Origin of the sequence: Microbacterium sp. Cr-K20 (assembly GCF_000708325.1) — a bacterium.
Classification (GTDB): domain Bacteria; phylum Actinomycetota; class Actinomycetes; order Actinomycetales; family Microbacteriaceae; genus Microbacterium.
The window spans coordinates 1-22,097 of record NZ_JARE01000013.1 but is presented as its reverse complement, the minus strand read 5'-3'; the positions used below and the strand labels follow the sequence as shown (position 1 = coordinate 22,097).

Below are 22,097 nucleotides of genomic sequence, written 5' to 3'. Positions count from 1 at the left end.
CGGACTCCTCAGCGGGTGAGGAAGGCGCGGAGGTCGGCGTTCAGGCGCACCGCGACCTCGGGGTCGCTGTACATCATGTGCCCGGCGCGATACCAGTGCGTCTCGGTGCGCTCGCGCGGCAACCCCCACTGCCGCAGCAGGTGGTCGGCCGCGCCGACGGTCGTCAGCGAGTCGTACACGCCGGTGCCGATGAACAGCCGTCCGCGCGGTGTCTGCTTCATCCAGCGTGACAGCCGTGCCGGGTACGGGTACGTGCGGAACGGGGAGGGGCGTCCGTAGGCGACGAATTCCGCGCCGCCCTGCTCGTCCCACTCCCAGTCGCGGCCCGCCTCCGGGTCGACCACGCGATACGGCTGCGCGGGGGCGGTGCCGAAGACGTGTCGCATCAACTGCTGCAGTCCCGCCACGTACCGCGGGGAGAGTGCCACATCGGAGGGGTCGTGGTCGAGCTCACCGGAGCGGCGGTCGGCCGCCGGTGCGGAGTACCGACTGTCGGTCACTCCGAGCACGCGTCCGGGGAGCAGGCGCGAGCGGAAGTCCTGCTTGCTGACCCAGAGTCGATCGTCGGCGAGCTCGCCCGTGGGAATCCCGATCATCAGCGAGAGGCGCTCCGAGATCCCGGCACGCTCGTCGGCCGGCAGCTGGTCGCCCTGCAGCATCGCGAGGGCGAGGTCGCCTCGAGCGAAGTCCAGTGCCGCGGCGATCGCGTCCTCGACCGTCTCGTGTTCGCGGGATCCGACGCCGTGATACCAGGCCGTCGCCGCCTTGTACGGCAGGTTCGCGAGCGCTCCGACCACGTTGCCCGGACGATCCAGCGTCTCCTGGATGTTGACGGCCTGCCCCAGCAGCACCATGCCGTCCAGCGGCGCGGTGTCCATGCTGTGCGATGAGGTCGCGAGGAATGCCGCACGCAGGGTGCCGTAGCTCTCTCCGAGGAAGAACTTCCGGGAGTTCCAGCGACCGTGCCTGTCGACCCAGTCCGAGATGGCGGCGGCGATGGCGTCGGCGTCTCCCTCCACGGAACGGAAGTCCGACGCATCGGCATCGTCGGCGAAGCCCCCGAACCCGGTACCGGGTGCGTCGAGGAACACCAGATCGGCGACGTCGAGGATCGTCGACGGGCTCTCCTCCACGCCGTACGGGGGATGCCCGGCATCGGCGAGGTCGACGGGGACGTGCGCGCGCATCGGCCCGATCCCGCTCAGGTGTAGATAGAGCGTCGACACCCCCGGACCGCCGTTGGTGAGGAACAGCACGGGGCGATCCGGCCCGTCCACCGTGTAGCTGAAGACGGACAGGGTCCCGTGTGCAGAGCCGTCCGAGCGCCGCAGCGGGAGCTCCTCGAGGCGGGCGGTGTAGGCCAGGTCGCCGACCCGACCCGCGGCCTCGAGCCCGATCATCCGTGCGTCGTCGCGTCGCGGTAGAAGTCGTCGAGATCGCTCTTCATGCGCTCCACCGCGCGTTCGTCCACGAAGGTCATGTGACCGGACTCGTAGAACGTGAAGCGGATGTTCTCGCGCAGGCTCGGCGCCAGGTAGAGGTGCGCCACGTCGACTTCGGGTCCGAAGAACGGGGTGGCCAGGTCGTAGAAGCCGCCCATCACGAACACCTTCAGGTTCGGGTTGCGGCGCACGGCGGCCGACAGGTCGATGGAGACGTCGGGCACCAGCTGCGGGGCATCCACGCCCGGTGCCTTGTGCTTCCAGTCCCACGCGCGGGAGATCGGCATGTTGTGCAGGTGGCGGTAGTGCAGGTCGCTGGTGAAGCCGATGTCGTCCACGAGGTGCGCGCGGTACGTCGAGAGGTGTGCGCTGTTGACGCCCGCGGTGGCCGCGTCGTCGGTGGCCGGGTCGTGCGAGCCGTTGCCGACGACGTACTGGTGCTCGGCGGTGAAGCGGGTGTCGAAGCGGCCGATCACGCGCCCTTCGTCGGCGAGCAGGGCGTAGCGGTACTGCTCCATCCCGATGCGGAAGTGGTGCTTCTTCAGGTAGTCGGCGTCGAGCCCGATGAAGGCGCTCATGCGCTCGGCGACGGTCTCTTCGAGGTCGGCGGGCAGCAGATCGCCGCGCAGCAGCGCCTCCGCGAACGCGCCCTGTGCGAACTCTCGCGCCTCCGCCAGGAGCGGTTCGAGCTCGGTGTGTGCGGTGCGGGCCTTGCCGTGGTACCAGGCGGTCGCCGCGTACGAGGGGAGCAGGTTGATGTACTCGCGCGGGCCGCCCAGGTTGCTCTCGCCCCAATTCAGCACGGTCGACAGAAGCACGACACCGTTGAAGTCGAGGCCCTGGTTCTGCAGCCGATGCACGAGCGACGCAGCGCGCGTGGTGCCGTACGACTCGCCGAACAGGAAGCGCGGCGCATTCCAGTTGTTCGTGATCGTGAGCCAGCGCGTGATCGCCTTTGCGAACGCGGCCACGTCCTGGTCGACGCCCCACAGCTCTGCCGGGGTCGCATCGCCGAGGAGACGTGAGTATCCGGTGCCGGGCGCGTCGATGAACACGAGGTCGGAGGCGGTGAGCAGCGTGTGCGGGTTGTCGCCGCTCGCGTAGGGGGCGGGCGGCGTCGCGAGGGGTGTGTTCGTGGGCGTGCGCTTCGGTCCGAAGCCGCCGATGTTGAGCCAGAGGCTCGCCGAACCGGGGCCGCCGTTGAACAGGAACGTCACGGGGCGCACCGGGGCGCCCTCCTCGCGGTCGGCGATGTACGAGGTGTAGAACACGCTCGCGAGCGGGCGGTGCTCGTCGTCGCGGACGATCACGGTGCCGGCTCCGGCGGTGTAATCGAGCGAGCGGCCGCCCGCGGTGATGCGGTGGCGGCGCGAGGTGAAGGTCTCCGTGTCAGGTGCGTCTGCGGGGGTCGGCTCGGTCACAGGTCTCCCTCGGGAAAATGAATGAGTGAATTGAATATATCTTAATCACTCGCTCGCGTGCCGACCGAGGAAGTTGTAGACCTCGTTATCGTCCACGCCGGGGAACGCGCCGCGGGGGAGCGGCGAGAACATGTGCGTGTGCACGCGGGCGCTCGGCCAGGCCCTGCCGTTCCAACGTTCGGTGAGCTCGGCGGAGGGCCGACGGCAGCAGGATTCGTCGGGGCAGGTCGACACGGCGCGATCGCTGGTCTCGCGCCCGCGCCACCAGCGCGCGTCGTCGAAGGGGACCCCGACCGTGATGGAGAACTCTCCGTCGGTCGACGCCCCGGTCTGTGTCGAGCACCAGAACGTGCCCGAGGGCGTGTCGGTGTACTGGTGATGCTCCGTGGTGCGGTTCTGCTGCGTGAACGCCGCGCGCGCCTGGAACTTGCGGCACACCCGCTGTCCCTCCACCGCGCCGGTGACGTCCATGGGCAGCGGCAGGTCGTCGTTCTCGTAGACCCTCGTGATCGCGCCCGTGGCGTCCACGCGGAGGAAGTGCAGCGACATCCCGAGGTGCTGGGTGAGCAGGTTCGTCATGCGCATGCCGGCTCCCTCGTGCGTCACCCCGAACGCGTCGCGGAAGTCCTCGACCGCGAGGTTGCGATCCTTCTTGGCCTGCTGCAGGAACGCGACGGCGGCCGTCTCCGGCATCAGGCAGCACGCGGCGAAGTAGTTGATCTCCAGCCGCTGCTGCAGGAAGTCGGCGTAGTCGGTCGGGGGCGTGTGCCCCAGGTAGCGGTGGGCCATGGCCTGCAGGGCCATCGAGCGGAGGCCGTGACCGCCGGGGATCGATGCCGGCGGCAGGTAGATCCGCCCGTTCTCGAGGTCGGTGACCGATCGCGTGGAATGGGGCAGGTCGTTGACGTAGATCAGCTCGAAGCCGAGCTTCTCGGCCATGATGCTCACCGTGCGGTGGGTGAGCGCGCCCTGCACGTGCCCGGCGGCCTTCAGGTGCTTCTCTGCGAGCTTCTCGATCTCGGGGAGGTAGTTGTTCTGCGCGCGCATGCGCAGCCGCATCTCGGTGTTCGCGCGCCGCGCCTCCTCCGGCGTGGCGATGGCTTCGCGCTCGCGACGCTGCAGTTCGCGGTGCAGTCCGAGCACCGACTCGATCGTCTCGTCGCTCATGCCCTTGGTCACGCGCACGGGCGCGACGCCGAGCTGCCGGAAGACGGGGCTCTCCTGGGCGCGTTCGAGTTCGATCTCCAGGGCGGCGCGACGGTTCGGCGGCTCGCCCGAGATGAGGTCGGTCACCTCGGTGCTCGTGGCGTGCGCGATCGCCTGCAGCAGCGACAGCTTGGGTTCGCGCTTGCCGTTCTCGATCAGGCTGAGCTGCGACCCGGCGACGCCGACCAGCGCGCCGAGCTCGTCGAGGGTGAACCCCTTCTCGAGCCGGTGGTGACGGATGCGATGACCGAGAGTCGTGAGGTGTATGCCGGAGGACGCCATTCCTTGAGTGTAGCGAAAGAATTGCAGTTCTTATCGCTCGATTTGTCCGAAAGTCCGGTCGGAAGCGGAAGAAGATAGGTGCAACGCCCCACAATTCAAAGGAGCACACGTCATGGCCTTCGCCGAAGTCTTCACCCCCCGCACGTCTCCCGTCGCACCGACGCGTACGTTCGGCGCGGCTCCGACGTATGACACCCCCGCCATGGCCGAGCTGGCCGCGTGGGTCGAGGAGATCCGCGCTCTCACCCAGCCCGACTCCGTGCACTGGGTCGACGGCTCGCGCGCCGAGAACGACTGGCTGCTGCACGGCCTCGTCGACGAGGGCAAGCTCATCAAGCTCAACCCCGAGTGGCGTCCCGGCTCCTACCTCGCCCGCTCGCACCCCAGCGACGTCGCCCGCACCGAGGGACGCACGTTCATCGCCTCCGAGCGCGAAGAGGATGCCGGCCCCACGAACAACTGGGCCGACCCCGCCGAGATGCACTCGAAGATGGACGAGATCTTCGAGGGATCGATGCGCGGCCGCACGATGTACGTCGTGCCGTTCTCGATGGGACGCGTGGGCGGCCCGCTCTCGCACATCGGCGTGCAGATCACCGACAGCGCCTACGCGGTCGCGTCGATCGGCATCATGACGCGCGTCGGCGATGCCGTCACGCGTCAGATCGCCGAGGGGGCTCCGTGGGTCAAGACCGTGCACACGGTCGGCGCGCCCCTCGCCCCGGGCGAGAACGACGTCGAGTGGCCCTGCAACGACGACAAGTACATCGTCCACTTCCCCGAGACGCTCGAGGTCTACTCCTACGGTTCGGGCTACGGCGGCAACGCGATTCTCGCCAAGAAGTGCTTCGCGCTGCGCATCGCCTCGGTGATCGCCCGTGACGAGGGCTGGCTCGCCGAGCACATGCTGCTCATCCGCGTGATCGACCCGCAGGGCAAGGCGTACCACGTCGCGGCCGCGTTCCCCTCGGCGTGCGGCAAGACGAACCTGGCCATGCTCCGCCCCACGATCCCGGGGTGGAAGGTCGAGACCCTGGGTGACGACATCGCCTGGATCCGTCCGGGCGAAGACGGTCGCCTGTGGGCGATCAACCCCGAGGCCGGCTTCTTCGGCGTCGCGCCGGGCACCGGCGAGTCGACCAACGTCACGGCGGTCGAGACGCTGTGGGGCAACACGATCTTCACCAACGTCGCGCTCCGTCCCGACGGTGACGTGTGGTGGGAGGGCCTGACCGACGAGGCGCCCGCGAACCTGATCGACTGGGAGGGCAACGAGTGGACGCCCGACTCCGGTCGACCGGCGGCGCACCCCAATTCCCGCTTCACGGTGTCGGCGGCGCAGTGCCCGCAGATCTCCGACGACTGGGAAGAGGCCGTGCCGCTCGACGTCATCCTCTTCGGCGGACGCCGCGCCAGCAACGTCCCGCTCGTGGTCGAGGCCACCGACTGGACGCACGGTGTCTTCCTCGGCTCGAACATCTCGTCGGAGCGCACGGCTGCGGCCGAGGGCACGGTCGGGGAGCTGCGCCGTGACCCGTTCGCGATGCTGCCCTTCTGCGGCTACAACATGGCCGACTACTTCGGCCACTGGCTGAAGGTCGGTCGTGGTCTGCGCTTCGACCGCGCACCGCGCATCTTCCAGGTGAACTGGTTCCGCCGCGGTGACGACGGCCGGTTCCTGTGGCCCGGCTTCGGCGACAACTCGCGCGTCGTCGACTGGATCATCCGCCGCATCGCCGGCGACGTGCCGGCGGTCGACAGCCCGATCGGACGCCTGCCGTGCGTGGAAGACCTCAACCTCGACGGACTCGACATCCCCGCCGCCGACCTCGACGAGCTGTTCGCCGTCGACGCCGCGGCGTGGCAGACCGAGGCCGACCTGACCGAGGAGTTCTACGACACCTTCGGCGACAAGGTTCCGGCGGCGCTGCGCGCCGAGCTGGCATCGCTGCGCTACCGCCTCGCCAAGGCGTAGCCCCAGACCGGTGCCGGTTCGGGGGAGCCGGCACCCTCACACCCGCGAAGGCGGGACATCAGAGACGAACCCATGGCTGAGTGGTCTCCGACGTCCCGCCTTCGTGTCGTCCGGGAACGGACGTGAATCAGGTGAGCAGCTGATGCCGGGCGAGGTCGCGGTAGAGCGGCGTCGTCTCGACGAGCTCCTCGTGCGTGCCCTGGCCGACCACGACGCCGTCCTGCAGCACCACGATCAGGTCGCTGTCGACCACGGTCGACAGGCGGTGCGCGATCACGATGAGCGTGCGGTCGGTCGAGACGGCATCGATGGCTTCGCGCATCCGCTGCTCGTTCACGCCGTCGAGCGATGACGTCGATTCGTCGAGCAGCAGGATCGGAGCATCGGTGAGCAGGGCGCGGGCGATCGCGAGACGCTGACGCTCGCCGCCGGACAGCATGACGCCGTCCTCGCCGACGGGCGCGTCGATGCCCAGCGGGTTGCGTTCGAGCACGTCGCCGAGGTTCACGGCACGCAGCACGCGTTCACAGTCCGCGTCGGAGGCATCGGGTGAGGCGAGACGCAGGTTCTCGGCAAGCGTGCCGGCGAGGGTGGGAGCATCCTGCTCGACGTACCCGAACTGGGCGCGCAGCTCGTCGCGCGGGTAGGTGCGCGCGTCGTGGCCGTGCAGGCGGATGGACCCGCCGGTCGGGTCGTAGAACCGCTCGATCAGCGACAGGATCGTGCTCTTTCCCGCACCGCTGGGGCCGACGAGGGCGACTCTGGCGCCGTGAGGCACGGCGAATGACACCCCGCGGAGCACTTCGTGGTCCTGCGCGGCCGGTGCCGCATCTTCGACCGATTCCAGATGCGCGTCCGCGAGGAGAGTCCGCGCTGCCTTCGCTGCGGCCTGACGGGCTGCCACCACGTTCGCGGGGTAGTGAAAGCGCACGTCGCGGAACTCGATGGCCGGTGCGCCGGGGGCTGCGTCCTCGTGAGGGAGGGCGGCGGCGATGGCTTCGTCGTCCTGCGATTCCGTCGGCAGGTCGAGCACCTCTTGGATGCGACCGAGTGCGCCGAGTGCCTGGTTCACCGAAGTGATCGCGCCGAAGGTCGTGGCGAGCGGCATCACGAGGAGGAACAGGAACATGATGAACGAGATCAGCGACGCGATGGTGATCGCGCCGGCGGCCACCCGGAACCCGCCGACGCCGAGGACCACGAGCAGCGACAGCTGCAGCGCGATGCCGGAGACGGGCACCACCATCGACGAGATCTTGGCGATGCGCACGCCGATGCCGTACGCGTCGGTGGCGAGCTCCGACACCGCGGCCGTCTCGCGCTCGGTGGCGCCCGAGGCGCGGATGGTGCGGATCGAGCCGACCGCACGCTCCACGCCGGAGGCGAGTTCGCCGACTTTCTCCTGCTGCGCGGTCGAGGCGGTGCGGATGCGGCCGCTGAGCAGCACGACGACCGTGACGGAGATGCCGATCACCACCACGATGAGCAGCAGGAGGATCGGGTCGATCAGAAGCATCGCGATCAGCGCGCCGAGGAAGAGCACGGCGCTGCCGACGGCATCCGCGAGGCCCTGCGTGAGCACGGCGTAGAGGAGGGTCGTGTCGGTGCCGACGCGGGAGACGAGGTCGCCGGTGCGGCGGGCATCGAACTCGGAGGTCGGCAGGTGCAGGATGCGGGCGATCAGCTTGCGGCGGCTCGAGTGCACGACCGCGGTGCCGGTGCGCTGGAGCAGATAGTGCTGAAAGCCCGAGATGACGGACGACACGATCACGAAGCCGACGAGCAGCCACACGAGGATCCCGATCCCGGTGTCGGACTGCACCGCCTCGATGACCTGGCCGACGAGCAGGGGTTGCACGAGAGACGTGGCGGCACCGACGACGCTGAGCACGGCGACCACGATCAGGGTTCGCTTGTGTTCGAAGAGGAAGGGGAGGAGCTGGCGGAAGGTGGCGCGCGGGCCTTCGGGCTGTGCGCCACGTCCGCGGCGGCGTGCTGTCGCCGAACCGGACATGCGGGACCTCGATCTGGAGATGGTACTTCGACCGTACTTCGTTCGCGGCCGAATCCTATGGGCGGGCTGTAAGGGTGCGCGGTGTCGGGGCCGGGCGTCAGGAGCGACCGAACCGCCGGTGCGCGGCCTGCTTGCTCACGCCGAGCGCGCTCGCGATCGCCTGCCACGAGTATCCGAGGTTGCGGGCGCGGCGCACATTCGCCTCCTCGGCGCGTGCGATCTCCTTACGCGTCTCGGCGAGCCTGTGCAGCGCGGCCAGGGGCTCGCTACCGTCGTCCTGTGCGATCGCGGTCGGCGTTGTCATGATGCACCTCCTGCGTCAATAGTTGTTGACTTCCGCACGGATGTCAATTTTTGTTGACGTGTGAGACTGGAGGGATGCTGACCGCTCCGAAGCTCGTCCCCGGCGATCGTGTTGCCGTCCTCTCGCCCGCGTTCGCGGCGCCCGCTGTGGCGCCGGAACTCCACGCACAGGCGCTGCGCCGTCTCGAGGAGCACACCGGCCTGATTCCGGTGGAGTACCCGACCACGCGTGAGCTCGACGCGAGCCCGCAGGCACGCGCCGCCGACGTGAATGCGGCTTTCGCCGATCCCACAATCCGGGCGATCCTCGCCACGATCGGCGGGGATGACCAGATCCTCGTCGTCCCGCACCTCGACCCCACGCTTCCGGTGGTCGATCCGAAGCCCTTCGTGGGCTACAGCGACAACACGAACATCCTCAACTGGCTCTGGGGGCTCGGGGTGCAGGGCTACTACGGCGGATCGACAGCCGTGCACCTCGGCCCCGGACCGCAGGTGGACAGCATCCACCTGCGGTCGCTGCGCGCGCTGCTGTTGGACGGCGGCGCGCTGGAGATCACCGAACCGGGGGAGTCGGAGGACGTCGGTCGGCGATGGGCAGACCCTCGAGCACTCGTGGAGTTCGGTGACCGCATCCCGACCGAGCCGTGGACGTGGGCCGGGCCCGCCGTGCGCGTCGAGGGCACGACCTGGGGCGGATGCCTCGAGGTGATCGATGGTCTCGCATTCGTCGGCCGACTCCCGGCGGCGGAGCAGCTCGAGGGCGCGATCCTGCTGCTCGAGACGAGCGAGGAGCGGCCGCCCGCCGGCTGGGTCGCCCGGTGGCTGCGAGGGCTCGGCGAGCGAGGGATCCTCAGCGCGGCCTCCGCGGTCGTGGTGGCGCGTCCGCCGGTGAGCGACTTCGAATTCCGCCCCGGTCTTGCCGAGGCTGCGGCGCTCCGTGCGGCGCAGCGGGACGCGGTCGTCGACGTCGTGACCCGTTACAACTCCGAGGCAGTCATCTGCGTCGGTCCGCCGTTCGGGCACACACGTCCGCAGTGGATTCTGCCGTACGGCGGCACCATGGTCATGGACGGTGCCGCCCGCACGATCACCGCCGCGTATTGATCTGAGCCGGTCGTTCCGGGTTATCCACAGATCCTTCTTTCGCGCATGTGCAACACATGCGATCCTGGAAGAGTGGGTCGGATGCTGCAGGTACGAAATCTCCCGGACGATGTTCATGCACGCCTCAAGGAACGCGCCGCCGCGGAGCGCATGTCGCTGTCCGACTACGTGGCCCGCGAACTCGCGGACCTCGTGCAGTACCGGACGAACACGGAGATCATCGCCGCAGCCCGCGCGAGGGCGGTGGGTGACGGAGCCTCGCTCACGCGTAGTCAGATCCTCGCCGCGCGTGACGCGGCTCGTGCCGACAGGGACGACGAGCTCGCCCCGTGAGCACCGCGGTCGTGCTCGATGCCTCAGCGGCGATCGATGCCCTGCTGGGCACGAGTGACTGGGTGAACGGCGACGACTTTCACGCACACGCCGGGCTCGACATCGAGGTGCTGTCGGTGTTGCGGCGTCAGACGCTCCACGATGGCCTGCCGGCTCACCGCGCGCGGGAGGCGCTCGACCTCTTCGGCGAGCTGCAGATCACGCGGCACCCGCTGCGTCGACTGATACCGCGCATCTGGATGCTGCGGGACGAGGTCAGCGCCAATGACGCCGGCTATGTCGCACTTGCCGAGGCCCTCGGCATCCCGCTTCTGACGCTCGACCGCAAGCTCGCGAAAACGGCGGCGCGCTACTGCGAGGTCATCGTCCTCTGACGGACGTCCCGATGCAGAGAAGCGGCCTCCTGGTGGGGAGGCCGCCTCTCAGCGATCAGAGCTCGACGGCGGCGGCGACCCCGAGGTCGTCGTCGTAGTCGTGATCTTTCGTCTCCGGGGAGAGAAGCAGTGCGACGAAGGTCAGCACACCCATCGCGGACAGGTAGAGGCCCACCAGCCACGGGGCGCCGTCTCCGAGCGACCACAGCCAGAGCGCGATCAGAGGTGCCACAGCTGCGCCGAGGATCGACGACACGTTGTAGGCGATCGCCGACCCCGTGTATCGCACGTTCGTCGGGAACAGTTCGGGGAGCAGGGCGCCCATCGGTCCGAACGTCGCCCCCATCAGCATGAACCCGAACACGAGGAACGCCTGGGCGAGTGCACCGGTGAACTTCGGGTCGACGGCGGGCAGCAGGAACGTGTTGAACGTGAAGCCGAACACGATGATCGCGCCGGTGACCCAGAGCAGCAGCTTGCGTCGACCGATAGCGTCGGCGATCGGGCCGGACAGTAGCGTGAAGATGCCGAAGAACACCACGCCGATGATCTGCATCAGCACGAAGTCGGTGTAGCCGAATCCGAGGCCGGGGTAGAACTGTGCCGCGAACTTGGTCGGGTCGAACGGTGCGCCCGTCGCTTCGGCTGCGGCTTTCGCGGCGGCCGAAGCGGTCTCGAGCGACGCGGGCTTGGTGCCGTAGGCGAGCGTGAAGTTGGTCATCAGATAGAACAGCACGTAGGTCGCCAGCATGATGAACGTGCCGAGGATCAGCTGCTTCCAGTGGTGACGGAACACCGTCGCGAGCGGGAGCTTGCGGATCACGCCCTTCGTCTCGGCCTTCTTGAACGTGTCGGACTCGACGAGCTTCAGTCGCACCCACAGGCCGATGATCACCATGACGGCCGAGAAGAGGAACGGGATGCGCCAGCCCCAGGAGAGGAACGCCTCGGACTTGAGGACCGGGTTCTCGGCGTGCGGCAGCAGCCAGTTGATCGAGAGGAAGAGGAAGTTGGCGATGATGAAGCCGAGCGGTGCACCCAGCTGCGGGAAGGTGCCGTACCAGGCGCGCTTGCCTTTCGGGGCGTTCTCGGTGGCGACCAGCGCGGCACCCGACCACTCGCCACCGAGCGCGAAGCCCTGGGCGAGACGCAGGATCAGCAGCAGGAGCGCTGCCCACCAGCCGATGTCCTGGTACGTGGGGAGCAGACCGATCACGAAGGTCGCGATTCCCATGGTCAGCAGCGATGCCACGAGGGTGGCCTTGCGGCCGAACTTGTCGCCGAAGTGGCCGAAGACCACGGCGCCGATGGGACGCGCGACCATCGCCGCACCGAAGACGGCGAACGACGACAGGAGCGAGGTGGTGTCGTCTCCGGTCGGGAAGAACAGCACGGGGAACACGAGAACGGCCGCCGTCGCATACGCGTAGAAGTCGTAGAACTCGATGGTCGTGCCGACCAGACTCGCGGTGATGACGCGCGAGCGCGGGTTCGCGGGCGCAGTGGCAGTACTCATGAGGCTCCTCCGTTCAGCCCCTTTGGTATACCGGGGACTCGGCGAGTTTACGCCTTCCTGAGTGTTGGCTGTGTACGCGTTTCGCGTGTCATCCGGCGCGCGATCCGGATGCGTAGAGTCGAGGGCGGCGAAAGGCGGGAGGAACGATGACCACGAGGATGCTGCTCCTGGCCGACACCCACGTGCCGAAGCGAGCGAGAAGGCTGCCGGATGCGGTGCTGCAGGCGGTGGACGATGCCGAGATCGTGGTGCACGCGGGCGACTGGGTCGACGAAGCCACGCTCGATCTGCTCGAGTCGCGGTCACGGGTGCTGCACGGGGTGTACGGGAACAACGACGGCCCCGAGCTGCGGGCACGCCTGCCGGAGGTCGCCCGGTTCACGGTCGAGGGCGTCGATATCGCCGTCGTGCATGAGACGGGGGAGTCCCGCAGGCGCGAGGAGCGGATGGATGAGGCGTACCCGGGCATCGATCTCCTCGTATTCGGGCACTCGCACATTCCCTGGGACACCGTGTCGCCCGCCGGCCTGCGACTGCTCAACCCCGGGTCGCCCACGGACCGCCGTCGGCAGCCGGCGTGCACCATGATGTGGGTCACGATCGAGGGGACGAATGTGGACGCGACGCTGGTGCCGCTGCCGTGAACCATCCGCCCGTCTCCCGCGCTCCGATGCGCTCCCGCGTCACTCCTCCGTGACGCCGAGTGCCGGCGCCTCGACGAAGCGGGCGAAGGGCTCCAGGATCTGCTCGAGCTCGAGCACGACGAGCCGGTTGCCGCCGGTGCGTGTCGCCGGGGCCGGCACGTAGAGCGTGCGCTGCGGCCCGTTGCGCCAGTAGCGGCCGAGGAAGAAGCCGTTGACGAACGCGTATCCCTTGCTCCACGGTGCGGTGTCGAGAAAGAGGTCGCTCGCGGTGTCCAGATCGAACTCGGCGGTCCAGGCGAGGGGGCTGCCGGGCACCTCGTCGCGCGCGGTGAGCGCGGCGGCGATGGTGCCGGCGATGGCGGCGACGTCGAGCGGTGTCGAGCGCCACCCGGTCACGACTGTGCCGTCGAGAGTGACCGCGCCGATCAGACCCTTCTCCTCGCCGAGACGGTGGTCGTAGTTCACCCGGCCCTGGTCCTCGACCAGGATGCTGAGGGTGCGGCCGGCCGGAATGCGGATCGCACGGTCATGCCGCGTGCGGGAGAGCGTGCCGACGGCGACGCCATCAACGCTCACCCAGGCGAGGTCGCGCACCTCGTCGATGAGCAACTGGCCGCCCTTCCCGTCCGGGAGGTCGACGTCGTATCGCACCAGCGCGCTCAGATGCCCGAGGGCGTCGAAGCTCTGCGGCTGTGCGGCGACCGCACCGGATCCGGCAGCATCCGTCCACGCCCCGACGGGGGAGAGGGAGACTTCGAGCGCCGGTGCCGCGCTCGCGAAGGCTGGCACCTCTTCCGGCACCGGGGCGTACTTCGCGATCACCTCTCGGAAGGCGAAGAACTTCTCCGTGGGGCTGCCGGCCTCGTCGAGCGGCGCGTCGTAGTCGTAGGAGGTCACGAGCGGCAGGTAGCGGCCTTTGTCGTTCGCGCCGTTGGTGAGCCCGAAGTTCGTGCCGCCGTGGAACATGTAGATGTTGACCGATGCTCCGGCGGCGAGCAGGGCGTCGAGGTCGGCTGCGGCAGCGGCGACGTCGGTCGTGTGATGCACTCCGCCCCACCAGTCGAACCAGCCGTCCCAGAACTCCGAGCACATCAGGGGGCCGGTCGGCTGGTGCCGGCGCAGGGTCGCGAGGCGTTCCGCGCTGCGGGATCCGAAGGAGCCGGTCTTGTGCAGCTCGGGGAGGCTGCCGTCGCTCAGCATCTGATCCACGGGTTGATCCACGGTTGTCAGCGGCACCGTGATGCCGGCGTCCCGCGTGACGGCGACCAGTGCCTCGAGGTAGGCCTTGTCCGCTCCGTAGGCGCCGTATTCGTTCTCGATCTGCACGAGCACGACGGGTCCGCCCCGGTCGATCTGGCGCGGCGCGACGATGTCGTACACGCGTCGCAGGTAGGCGCTCACCTCGACGAGGAAGTCGGGAGCCGACGATCGCAGGTTCTCCATGCTCCCGGTCAGCCACACCGGCAGACCGCCGTTGTGCCACTCGGCGCAGATGTAGGGACCCGGGCGCACGATCGCATCCAGACCCTCGGCATGAACGAGGTCGAGGAAGCGTCCGAGATCGTTCCACCCGGTCGTGTCCCACTCGCCGCGCCGCGGGGCGTGCGCGTTCCAGGCGACATACGTCTCGATCGTGTTCAGGCCCATCAGCCGTGCCTTGCGGATGCGGTCCTGCCACAGGTCCGGGTGCACCCGGAAGTAGTGGATGGCGCCGGAGATCACCTGATGCGGCTGACCGTCGCGGAGGAAGTCGGTGTCGCCGAGAGAGAACGTGGTCACGTGTCGGAGTGCTTTCGATCGAGGAGCTGAGCCGGCCCCGCTCTGGGGCCGGCTCAGCCACGGGTGTTACTTGTTGACGGTGAAGCCCTGCGCGTTGCCGTACTCGACCAGCGCGTCCTGCCAGGCCGTCAGGCCCTCGTTCAGGTCGGTGCCGTTCTGGTACGACTGGCCCACGGTGTCGCCGAAGATGCTGTTCGCGTACACCTGGTAGGGCAGGTAGCTCCAGTCCTCGACCACGTCGTCGGCTGCGGCCGCGAGGACCTCGTTGATCTTCTGGCCGCCGAAGTACTCCGGAGCATCGGCGAGGAACTCTTCGCTGGAGAGCTCGGCGGTCGTCGACGGGAAGCCGCCTGACTCGAGGAAGATCGAGATGCTTTCCTCCGAGTTGTTCAGCCACCACAGGAAGCCGGCCGCGAGCTCCGGGTTCTTGCTCTGCGTCGTGACGGCCTGACCGCCACCGCCGTTCTCGGCGCTCGCCGGAGTGCCGTCGTAGGTCGGCATCGGCGCGACGCGCCAGTCGCCTGCGCCGTCGGGGGCGCCGGTGATGAGGTTGCCGGGCATCCAGGCGCCGATCACGAGGGTGGCGAGGCTGCCGTCACCGAGGCCGCGGAACCACTCGTCGCTCCAGCTGCCGTAGGGCGCGACGAGGTCCTCCTCGACGAGGCGGTTCCAGTTCTCGGTCCACTTCTTCGACCCTTCGTCCTGCAGGTCGATCGTGACATCGGTGCCCGAGGTCTCGAACGGCTTGCCTCCGGCCTGCCAGATCATGGAGGTCGCGAAGCCGGCGTCGCCGGTGTCGTTGGTGATGTAGGCGTCGGGGTTCGCGGCGTGGATCTTCTTCGCCGCCTCGTAGTACTCGTCCCAGGTGGTCGGCACTTCGACGCCCGCGGCGTCGAACACGGCCTTGTTGTAGAACAGTGCCATGGGGCCGGAGTCCTGCGGCAGGCCGTAGATGGCGTCGCCGCTGGTGACGGAGTTCCAGGTGGATGCGGTGTAGTCGTCCTCGAAGTCGGCGAAGCCGTACTTCGACAGGTCGGCGAAGGCGTCGGTCAGTGCGAACTGCGGGAACGCGTAGTACTCGATCTGTACGACGTCGGGCGCGCCGGAGCCTGCCTTGATCGCGTTCTGCAGCTTCGTGTACTCCTCGTTGTTGGTGCCGGCGTTGACGAGGTTGACCTTGACGTTCGGGTATTCCTTCTGGAACGCCTCGACCTGAGCCTCGGCAGACGGCGTCCACGACCAGTACGTGATCTCGCCGCCCTTCTCGAGCGCGGCCTCGACGGAGTCGAACGAGCCGGAGCCGGCGTCGGAGCCTGAGCCGCTGCCGGCGTCGCTGCCGGTGCTGCAGCCGGCCAGCGCCAGTGCTGCCACGGTTCCTGCGGCGAGCACCGCGAGGGCGCGCCGTGTCGGTGAGGGAAGGTGCTTCATTGCTGTGTCCTTTCGGGGGTGCGATCCAGCATCGGATCGCGAGGGGGTGAGGAAGGAGTGCGGGGCTACTGCTTGACGCTTCCCGCGGTGAGACCTGACTGCCAGAAGCGCTGCAGCAGCAGGAAGGCGATGACGATCGGGATGATCGTGAGCAGAGAGCCCATGATCACGAGGTTGTAGATCGGCTGGGAGCCGGCGCCGATGGCCTGGGCGCTCCACTGGTTCAGACCGACCGTGAGCGGATACCAGGCGGGATCCGACAGCATGATCAGGGGGAGGAAGTAGTTGTTCCAGGTCGCCACGACCGTGAACAGCGCGACCGTCACGATGCCGGGCGCGAGCAGGCGCATCGAGATCGTGAAGAACGTGCGGAACTCTCCGGCGCCGTCGATGCGCGCGGCCTCCAGCAGCTCGGTCGGCACGGACTCGGAGGCGAAGACCCAGATCAGGTACAGCCCGAAGGGGCTGATGAGAGACGGGATGATCACGGCCCAGGGGGTGTTGGTCAGGCCCAGCTCGCTGAACAGCAGGAACGTCGGTACGGCGAGTGCCGTGCCGGGAACGGCGACTGCTCCGAGGACGACGGCGAAGACCGCGCGCCGACCCGGGAAGCGGAACTTCGCGAGGCCGTAGCCGGCCAGTGTGGCGAGCAGAGTCGCGCCGCCCGCGCCGACCACGACGTACAGGAGCGTGTTGCCGAGCCAGCGCAGGAAGATGCCGTCGCGGTAGGAGAACGTGGCGACGAGGTTGTCGAAGAACGCGAAGTCGTCCGAGAACCAGAGCCCGAAGGAGCTGAAGAGTCCTGCCTGCGTCTTCGTCGAGCTGAACAGCAGCCAGACCAGGGGCACGAGCGTGTACAGCGCGTAGACGATCATGACGATCAGCAGCGTGTTGGACTTGCGCGGGTTCAGCGGATCGTGACGTCGGCGCGAGGGGCGGGCGAGGGGGAGTGCCATGTCAGCGCACCTCCGACTTCGAGCCGCGCAGCTGCACGACGTAGGCGATGACCGCGGTGATGATGCCCATGATGATGGCGATCGTGGCGGCGTAGTTGAACTGCTGTCCGGCGAACGACAGGTTGTAGGCGTACATGTTCGGCGTGAAGAACGTGGTGATCACGTTCGGAGCCAGGGGCCGCAGGATGTTCGGCTCGTTGAAGAGCTGGAAGCTGCCGATGATCGAGAAGATCGTCGCGATCACGAGCGCGCCGCGCACGGAGGGGATCTTGATCGAGAAGATCGTGCGCCATGCCCCCGCTCCGTCGAGGGAGGCGGCCTCGTACATGTCGGTCGGGATGGTCTTGAGTGACGAGTAGAAGATCAGCATGTTGTAGCCGACGAACTCCCACGTGACGATGTTGCCGATCGAGACCAGCATCCACTCCTTGGCGAACGGCGTGATCGCATCGACTCCGAGGAAGTCGTTGATGTTGCTCGTGAGTCCGAACTGGTCGCCGTAGATGTAGCCCCACATCAGCACCGCGACGACCGCGGGCACGGCGTAGGGAAGGAAGATCAGGATGCGGAAGAACGATGCTCCGCGCAGACGTGCGCTGTCGATGGCGAGGGCGGCGCCGAGGGCGAGGACCAGCATGATCGGCACCTGCACGACGAGGAAGATCAGCACGCGGCCGAACGCCTCCCAGAACTGCGGGTCGGTGAGCGCGCGGACGTAGTTGTCCAGGCCGACGAAGGCGTTGCCTCCGATGAGCTTCTCCTGGAAGAAGCTCAGGTACAGCGCGTAGGCGAGCGGTGTCAGGAACACCAGGGCGAAGACGACCATGAACGGGCCGACGAAGGCCCAGCCCTTCCAGTCGCGCTTGTCGCGGCGCCGGAGGCCGGGGGCGCCCAGGGCTGCGGGGGTTTCAGTCGTCATCGACGATTCCTTCTTACGGTTCCGGCGCACCGTGCGCCGTGTGTCAACGTCAACATATGCGATCCGCTGCTAGTGTGTCAACGTCAACATATGAGGGGATGGGTGATCGTGACCCCAGAGCATCCGACAGAGACGTCGGCGCGTCGTCGTGAGCCTTCGATGGAAGACGTCGCCCGCGAGGCCGGCGTCTCCGGACAGACGGTCTCCCGCGTCGTGAACGCCAGGGGATACGTCGGTGCCGCCACTCGCGAGCGAGTCGAAGCCGCGATGCAGAGCCTCGGCTACCGCCCCAACAGTGCAGCCCGCGCGTTGCGGTCAGGGCGATTCCGCACGATCGGCGTCGTGATGTTCTCGTTCAGCTCCTACGGCAACCAGCGCACGCTCGACGCGATCGCGGTGCGCGCCGCCCAGCTCGGCTACGCGCTCACCCTCATCCCCGTGGAGTCGAGTGCCGGCGAGACCGTGGCCGGTGCGTTCCGGCGCCTGGAGGAGCACGCGGTCGACGGGATCATCATCGTGATCGAGGCACACCAGCTCGACGAGGCCGATATCGAGATCCCCGATGCCCTGCCCGTGGTGTTCGTCGATTCCAACCGCGGCGAGACGCTGCCGTTCGTCGACACCGACCAGGCGCAGGGTGCGCGACTGGCGACCGAGCATCTGCTCGAGCTCGGACACGACACGGTGTGGCACGTCACGGGTCCCGCGCGCTCGTACTCCGCGGAACGGCGTCGCGATGCCTGGCGGGAGACCCTCGAGAAGCACGGGCGACCCGTGCCCGAGCCGCTCCAGGGCGATTGGTCCGCCGCGTCGGGGTATGCGGCGGGGATCCGGCTCCGCGAGATGGACGGCGTCACCGCGGTGTTCGTCGCGAACGACCAGATGGCGATCGGCGTGCTCCGCGCGTTCCGGGAGGCCGGATGCGAGGTGCCGGGCGATGTGAGCCTCGTCGGCTTCGACGGCTTACCGGATGCCGCGCAGCTGTGGCCGCCACTGACCACGGTGCAGCAGCATCCGGAGCGGGTCGGCGCACTCGCGGTGGACGCGCTGCTCGCCGAACTCGACGGCAGCGGGCGTCAGCAGACGCCGCTCGTGAGCACCGAGCTGGTCGTGCGGGAGAGCACGGCGGCGCCGCGAAAGCGCTGAGCGCTCGCGCTCAGCGCCAGATCGCGGCGATGGCGGCGTTGGCAGCGGTGAGGATGCCGACGAGCCAGAACACCGCCGGCGGGATGGCTGCTCCGCGGCGCTGACGGCCCAGGCCGATTCCGAGCAGCGCGCCGATGACGAGCAGGATCACGAGCTTGACGCCGATCTTGACGTAGTTGAGCTCATACGAGATTCCCCAGGGGGCGGCGAGGGCGAGCCCGGCGACCGCGGCGATCGCCATACCGATGTTCATCAGACGCGTGAACTCGCGCTTGCCGCCGAACGCCTGAACCGCCCACGCTCCGAAGAGCACGGCGAAGCCGATGAGGTGGACGAACAGCACGATGTGGCGCAGAGTCTCCATGCCCTCACCGTAGGAGGTGCGGGGCGGTCTGCGCTAGCAAGGCCAGGCTGACCTGCGCGGTGGGGCCCGCCTCAGCCGCGCAGTTCCCGGACGACGAGGGCGGTGCGCAGTGCCGCGTCCGCCGCCTCGGCGCCCTTGTCCTCCTTGGAGCCTTCCAGGCCCGCGCGGTCGAGCCCCTGCTGCTCGTCGTCGAGGGTCAGCACGCCGAACCCGACCGGCTTGCCGGCGTCGAGCGCGACGCGGGTGAGGCCGTCGGTGGTCGCGGCCGACACGTACTCGAAGTGCGGAGTGCCGCCGCGGATGATGACGCCGAGTGCGACGACTGCGTCGGCGCCGCCGGCGAAGGCGGCCTGCGCGGCGAGGGCGAGCTCGAACGAGCCGGGCACCCGCACGAGGCGGTGCGAGGCCTGCGCCTCGTTCAGCACGCGCTCCGCGCCGGCGATCAGGCCGTTCGAGATGGTCTCGTGCCAGGTGCCGGCGACGATCACGACGTTCAGACCGCGTCCATCGATGTCGCCGGTCTCGGGTGCTCCTGCGCCGCTCATTTCTCGTCCTTCCCGTGGGCGAGCGCCTCTGCGAGTTCCGCTTCGCCGATGATGTGACCCATCCGGTCACGCTTGGTCTCCAGGTACTGATGGTTGTTCGGTCCGACGCCCACGATCAGGGGGACCTGCTCGATGACGTCGAGTCCCAGCTCGCGCAGCTGCTCCACCTTGTCGGTGTTGTTGGTCAGCAGCCGCACCTTCGACACACCCAGATCGGCGAGGATGCCCGCTGCTGCGGCATAGTCGCGCGCGTCGGCGGGCAGGCCGAGGGCGAGGTTCGCGTCGACCGTGTCGAGGCCCTCCTCCTGCAGGCTGTATGCCCGCAGCTTGTTGATGAGGCCGATGCCGCGTCCCTCGTGACCGCGCATGTAGATGACGACGCCGCCCTGCTTCTCGATCGCGTCGAGCGCCGAATCCAGCTGCGGGCCGCACTCGCACTTCAGCGAGCCGAACGCCTCGCCGGTCAGGCACTCTGAGTGCACGCGGACGAGAGCCGTCTCGCCGAGTTCTCCCGAGACGACGGCGATGTGGTCGGTCCCGGTGACGCGGTCCTTGTAGGCGAGGAATCGGAAGGTCCCGTGGGTCGTCGGCACCGTGGCGTCGGCACGCAGGCTCACTCGGCGCCCGCGATGCGCCGAGGGCGTGGCGCCTTCGGGGTCGATCTCGTTGAGGTGCGCGATGAGCTGCTCGATCGTGATGACCGGCACACCGTCGCGAGCACCCAGGTCGATCAGGCCGGGCAGGCGCATCATGCTGCCGTCCTCGGCGACGACCTCGGCGATCGCGCCGACCGGCCGCAGGCCCGCGAGCTTCATCAGCTCGACGGCGGCCTCGGTGTGACCGCTGCGCTCACGCACGCCGCCGTCGACGGCGCGCAGCGGCAGGACATGGCCCGGACGGATGATGCTGGTCGCCGTCGAACCCGGGTTCGCCAGCACGTTCAGCGTGTGCGCGCGGTCGTGGGCGCTGATGCCGGTGGTCACGCCCTCGGCCGCGTCCACACTCACGGTGTACGCCGTCGAGCGGGCGTCTTCGCTGGCGGCCACCATCGGCGGCAGGTTCAGGTGGTCGGCGAGGTCGGTCGGCATCGGGGCGCAGATGAAGCCGGACGACCAGCGCACCGTCCAGGCCACCCACTCGGGCGTGGCGAGCTCGGCCGACAGGATCACGTCGCCTTCGTTCTCGCGGTTCTCGTCGTCGGCGACGAGCACGGGCCGCCCGGCGCGCAACGCCTCCAGGGCCTCGGGAATGGTGGAAAGGCTCATCGCGAGCCTCCTTCCGGTGCGGCGCGGAACGCGAGCAGGCGCTCGACGTGGCGGGCGAGGATGTCGGTCTCGAGGTTCACGCGGTCTCCTACGGCACGGCTGCCGAGGGTCGTCGCGGCGAGGGTCTCCGGGATGAGCGAGACCTCGAACCAGGGGGAGGGGTCGGCGGGCTCGCTGACGGCGCTCACGGTCAGTGACGTTCCGTCGACGGAGATGGATCCCTTGTCGACCACGAGCGGGGCGAGGTCGGACGGCAGGCTGATGCGCAGGACGCTCCACTGGGCACCGGGTCGCACCTCGAGCACGTCGCCGACTCCGTCGACATGACCCTGCACGATGTGTCCGCCCAGTCGTGCACCGACCGGCATGGCCTTCTCGATGTTGACGCGGGTGCCGACCGTCGCCGACCCGATCGCGGCGACGTCGAGCGTCTGCTTCATCACGTCGGTGTCGAAGGTGTCGGCAGTCGAGCCGACGACCGTGAGGCACACACCCGAGACGGCGATGGACTCGCCGTGCACGGCATCCGCTGCGGCGCGCGGGGCCCGCACGGTCAGGCGCCAGCCGTCTCCCGCGGGCGCGATCGCGGTGATCTCGCCCATCTCCTCGATGATTCCGGTGAACATCAGGCGGCTCCTTCGTTCTGAGGGTCTGTCGGTGCTGCGGGGCGTGCGACGGCGAGCAGGTCGCGTCCGAGCGGGACCCACTCGTCGATCGTGAGGCGGCGCGCATGGTCGATCGACGCCACGCCGATGTCGCCGAGAGCGAGCTTGTCGCCGCCGAGCAGCACCGGCGCGATGTAGGCGAGCACCCGGTCGGCCAGGCCCGCCTCGATGAAGGCGCTGGCCAGGGTCGGCCCGCCCTCGACGAAGACGCTCTGGATGCCGCGCGCGTGCAGATCGGCGGTCACCGTGCGCAGATCACGGGTGTCGTAGAAGAGCGGGGAGTGCGGATGGCGGTGCACCGCGGCGTCCGTCGGCGTCGGGCGCGAACCGATGACGACCGGGACGGGCTGGTGCGGCAGCAGATCGTCGCCGTCGCGGGCGGTGAGCGCCGGGTCGTCGGCGAGCACGGTGCC

21 protein-coding genes are annotated in these 22,097 nt (G+C 68.6%); 6 read left to right on the top strand and 15 right to left on the bottom strand.

Annotated features, from left to right (window positions below; genetic code table 11):
- Nucleotides 1–8: 8 nt before the first annotated feature.
- The 3 genes from GZ67_RS0102300 to GZ67_RS0102290 are packed head-to-tail and all read right to left on the bottom strand — an operon-like array spanning nucleotide 9 to nucleotide 4,351.
- A complete protein-coding gene (locus GZ67_RS0102300; RefSeq protein ID WP_029263024.1) occupies nucleotides 9–1,400 on the bottom strand; it encodes a S10 family serine carboxypeptidase-like protein in 1,392 nt (463 codons plus the stop codon).
- Complete coding sequence (locus GZ67_RS0102295) at nucleotides 1,397–2,863, bottom strand: S10 family peptidase (RefSeq protein WP_051662278.1); 1,467 nt, start codon at nucleotides 2,861–2,863, stop codon at nucleotides 1,397–1,399. Before GZ67_RS0102295 ends, GZ67_RS0102300 begins: the two co-directional genes overlap by 4 nt.
- 45 nt (nucleotides 2,864–2,908) lie before the next feature.
- Nucleotides 2,909–4,351, bottom strand: coding sequence for an XRE family transcriptional regulator (locus tag GZ67_RS0102290; protein WP_029263022.1), 1,443 nt, complete (start codon nucleotides 4,349–4,351; stop codon nucleotides 2,909–2,911).
- A gap of 112 nt (nucleotides 4,352–4,463) precedes the next feature.
- On the opposite strand from GZ67_RS0102290, the gene GZ67_RS0102285 reads away from it, so the two are divergent.
- Nucleotides 4,464–6,326, top strand: coding sequence for a phosphoenolpyruvate carboxykinase (GTP) (locus GZ67_RS0102285; RefSeq protein WP_029263021.1), 1,863 nt, complete (start codon nucleotides 4,464–4,466; stop codon nucleotides 6,324–6,326).
- Between the two features lie 127 nt (nucleotides 6,327–6,453).
- Here the strand turns inward: GZ67_RS0102285 and GZ67_RS0102280 are convergent, their stop codons facing one another.
- Entirely contained in the window at nucleotides 6,454–8,340 is a 1,887-nt protein-coding gene (locus GZ67_RS0102280) for an ABC transporter ATP-binding protein (RefSeq protein WP_029263020.1), read from the bottom strand.
- Between the two features lie 97 nt (nucleotides 8,341–8,437).
- Nucleotides 8,438–8,644, bottom strand: coding sequence for a hypothetical protein (locus GZ67_RS0102275; RefSeq protein ID WP_029263019.1), 207 nt, complete (start codon nucleotides 8,642–8,644; stop codon nucleotides 8,438–8,440).
- A gap of 74 nt (nucleotides 8,645–8,718) precedes the next feature.
- On the opposite strand from GZ67_RS0102275, the gene GZ67_RS0102270 reads away from it, so the two are divergent.
- From GZ67_RS0102270 to GZ67_RS0102260, 3 genes are all read left to right on the top strand, one after another.
- The gene (locus GZ67_RS0102270; protein ID WP_029263018.1) at nucleotides 8,719–9,750 is read left to right on the top strand and encodes an LD-carboxypeptidase; all 1,032 of its coding nucleotides are present in this window, start codon (nucleotides 8,719–8,721) and stop codon (nucleotides 9,748–9,750) included.
- Between the two features lie 81 nt (nucleotides 9,751–9,831).
- A complete protein-coding gene (locus tag GZ67_RS0102265; protein WP_029263017.1) occupies nucleotides 9,832–10,083 on the top strand; it encodes a FitA-like ribbon-helix-helix domain-containing protein in 252 nt (83 codons plus the stop codon).
- A complete protein-coding gene (locus GZ67_RS0102260; RefSeq protein WP_029263016.1) occupies nucleotides 10,080–10,457 on the top strand; it encodes a type II toxin-antitoxin system VapC family toxin in 378 nt (125 codons plus the stop codon). Before GZ67_RS0102265 ends, GZ67_RS0102260 begins: the two co-directional genes overlap by 4 nt.
- 55 nt (nucleotides 10,458–10,512) lie before the next feature.
- On the opposite strand, the gene GZ67_RS0102255 is transcribed toward GZ67_RS0102260, so the two are convergent.
- Nucleotides 10,513–11,973 (bottom strand): MFS transporter, encoded by a 1,461-nt coding sequence (locus tag GZ67_RS0102255; protein WP_029263015.1) that lies wholly within the window; start codon nucleotides 11,971–11,973, stop codon nucleotides 10,513–10,515.
- Nucleotides 11,974–12,119: 146 nt separating this feature from the next.
- Between GZ67_RS0102255 and GZ67_RS0102250 the strand changes: the two genes are divergently transcribed.
- Nucleotides 12,120–12,617, top strand: coding sequence for a metallophosphoesterase family protein (locus GZ67_RS0102250; protein WP_029263014.1), 498 nt, complete (start codon nucleotides 12,120–12,122; stop codon nucleotides 12,615–12,617).
- Between the two features lie 39 nt (nucleotides 12,618–12,656).
- On the opposite strand, the gene GZ67_RS0102245 is transcribed toward GZ67_RS0102250, so the two are convergent.
- The 4 genes from GZ67_RS0102245 to GZ67_RS0102230 all read right to left on the bottom strand — a co-directional run bounded on the left by GZ67_RS0102245 (nucleotide 12,657) and on the right by GZ67_RS0102230 (nucleotide 17,699).
- Nucleotides 12,657–14,396, bottom strand: a complete 1,740-nt coding sequence (locus GZ67_RS0102245; protein ID WP_029263013.1) for a glycoside hydrolase family 35 protein — start codon at nucleotides 14,394–14,396, stop codon at nucleotides 12,657–12,659.
- 66 nt (nucleotides 14,397–14,462) lie between these two features.
- A complete protein-coding gene (locus GZ67_RS0102240) occupies nucleotides 14,463–15,824 on the bottom strand; it encodes an ABC transporter substrate-binding protein (RefSeq protein WP_029263012.1) in 1,362 nt (453 codons plus the stop codon).
- A 65-nt stretch (nucleotides 15,825–15,889) separates the two neighbouring features.
- A complete protein-coding gene (locus GZ67_RS0102235) occupies nucleotides 15,890–16,780 on the bottom strand; it encodes a carbohydrate ABC transporter permease (RefSeq protein WP_051662277.1) in 891 nt (296 codons plus the stop codon).
- A gap of 1 nt (nucleotide 16,781) precedes the next feature.
- Nucleotides 16,782–17,699 (bottom strand): carbohydrate ABC transporter permease, encoded by a 918-nt coding sequence (locus GZ67_RS0102230; RefSeq protein WP_029263010.1) that lies wholly within the window; start codon nucleotides 17,697–17,699, stop codon nucleotides 16,782–16,784.
- Between the two features lie 159 nt (nucleotides 17,700–17,858).
- Here GZ67_RS0102230 and GZ67_RS0102225 point away from each other — a divergent pair, with 159 nt between their 5' ends.
- Complete coding sequence (locus tag GZ67_RS0102225; protein WP_029263009.1) at nucleotides 17,859–18,845, top strand: LacI family DNA-binding transcriptional regulator; 987 nt, start codon at nucleotides 17,859–17,861, stop codon at nucleotides 18,843–18,845.
- 10 nt (nucleotides 18,846–18,855) lie between these two features.
- On the opposite strand, the gene GZ67_RS0102220 is transcribed toward GZ67_RS0102225, so the two are convergent.
- From GZ67_RS0102220 to GZ67_RS0102200, 5 genes are all read right to left on the bottom strand, one after another.
- Nucleotides 18,856–19,209 (bottom strand): hypothetical protein, encoded by a 354-nt coding sequence (locus GZ67_RS0102220; RefSeq protein WP_029263008.1) that lies wholly within the window; start codon nucleotides 19,207–19,209, stop codon nucleotides 18,856–18,858.
- A gap of 71 nt (nucleotides 19,210–19,280) precedes the next feature.
- Nucleotides 19,281–19,754 (bottom strand): 6,7-dimethyl-8-ribityllumazine synthase, encoded by a 474-nt coding sequence (ribH, locus tag GZ67_RS0102215; protein WP_029263007.1) that lies wholly within the window; start codon nucleotides 19,752–19,754, stop codon nucleotides 19,281–19,283.
- Nucleotides 19,751–21,019, bottom strand: a complete 1,269-nt coding sequence (locus tag GZ67_RS0102210; protein ID WP_029263006.1) for a bifunctional 3,4-dihydroxy-2-butanone-4-phosphate synthase/GTP cyclohydrolase II — start codon at nucleotides 21,017–21,019, stop codon at nucleotides 19,751–19,753. Before GZ67_RS0102210 ends, ribH begins: the two co-directional genes overlap by 4 nt.
- Nucleotides 21,016–21,645: a riboflavin synthase gene (locus GZ67_RS0102205; RefSeq protein ID WP_029263005.1), complete on the bottom strand. Its 630-nt coding sequence runs from the start codon at nucleotides 21,643–21,645 to the stop codon at nucleotides 21,016–21,018. Before GZ67_RS0102205 ends, GZ67_RS0102210 begins: the two co-directional genes overlap by 4 nt.
- Nucleotides 21,645–22,097, bottom strand: a 453-nt coding sequence (locus GZ67_RS0102200; protein WP_036330061.1) for a RibD family protein, incomplete at its 5' end; no start/stop codon positions are given. The genes GZ67_RS0102205 and GZ67_RS0102200, both read right to left, overlap by 1 nt.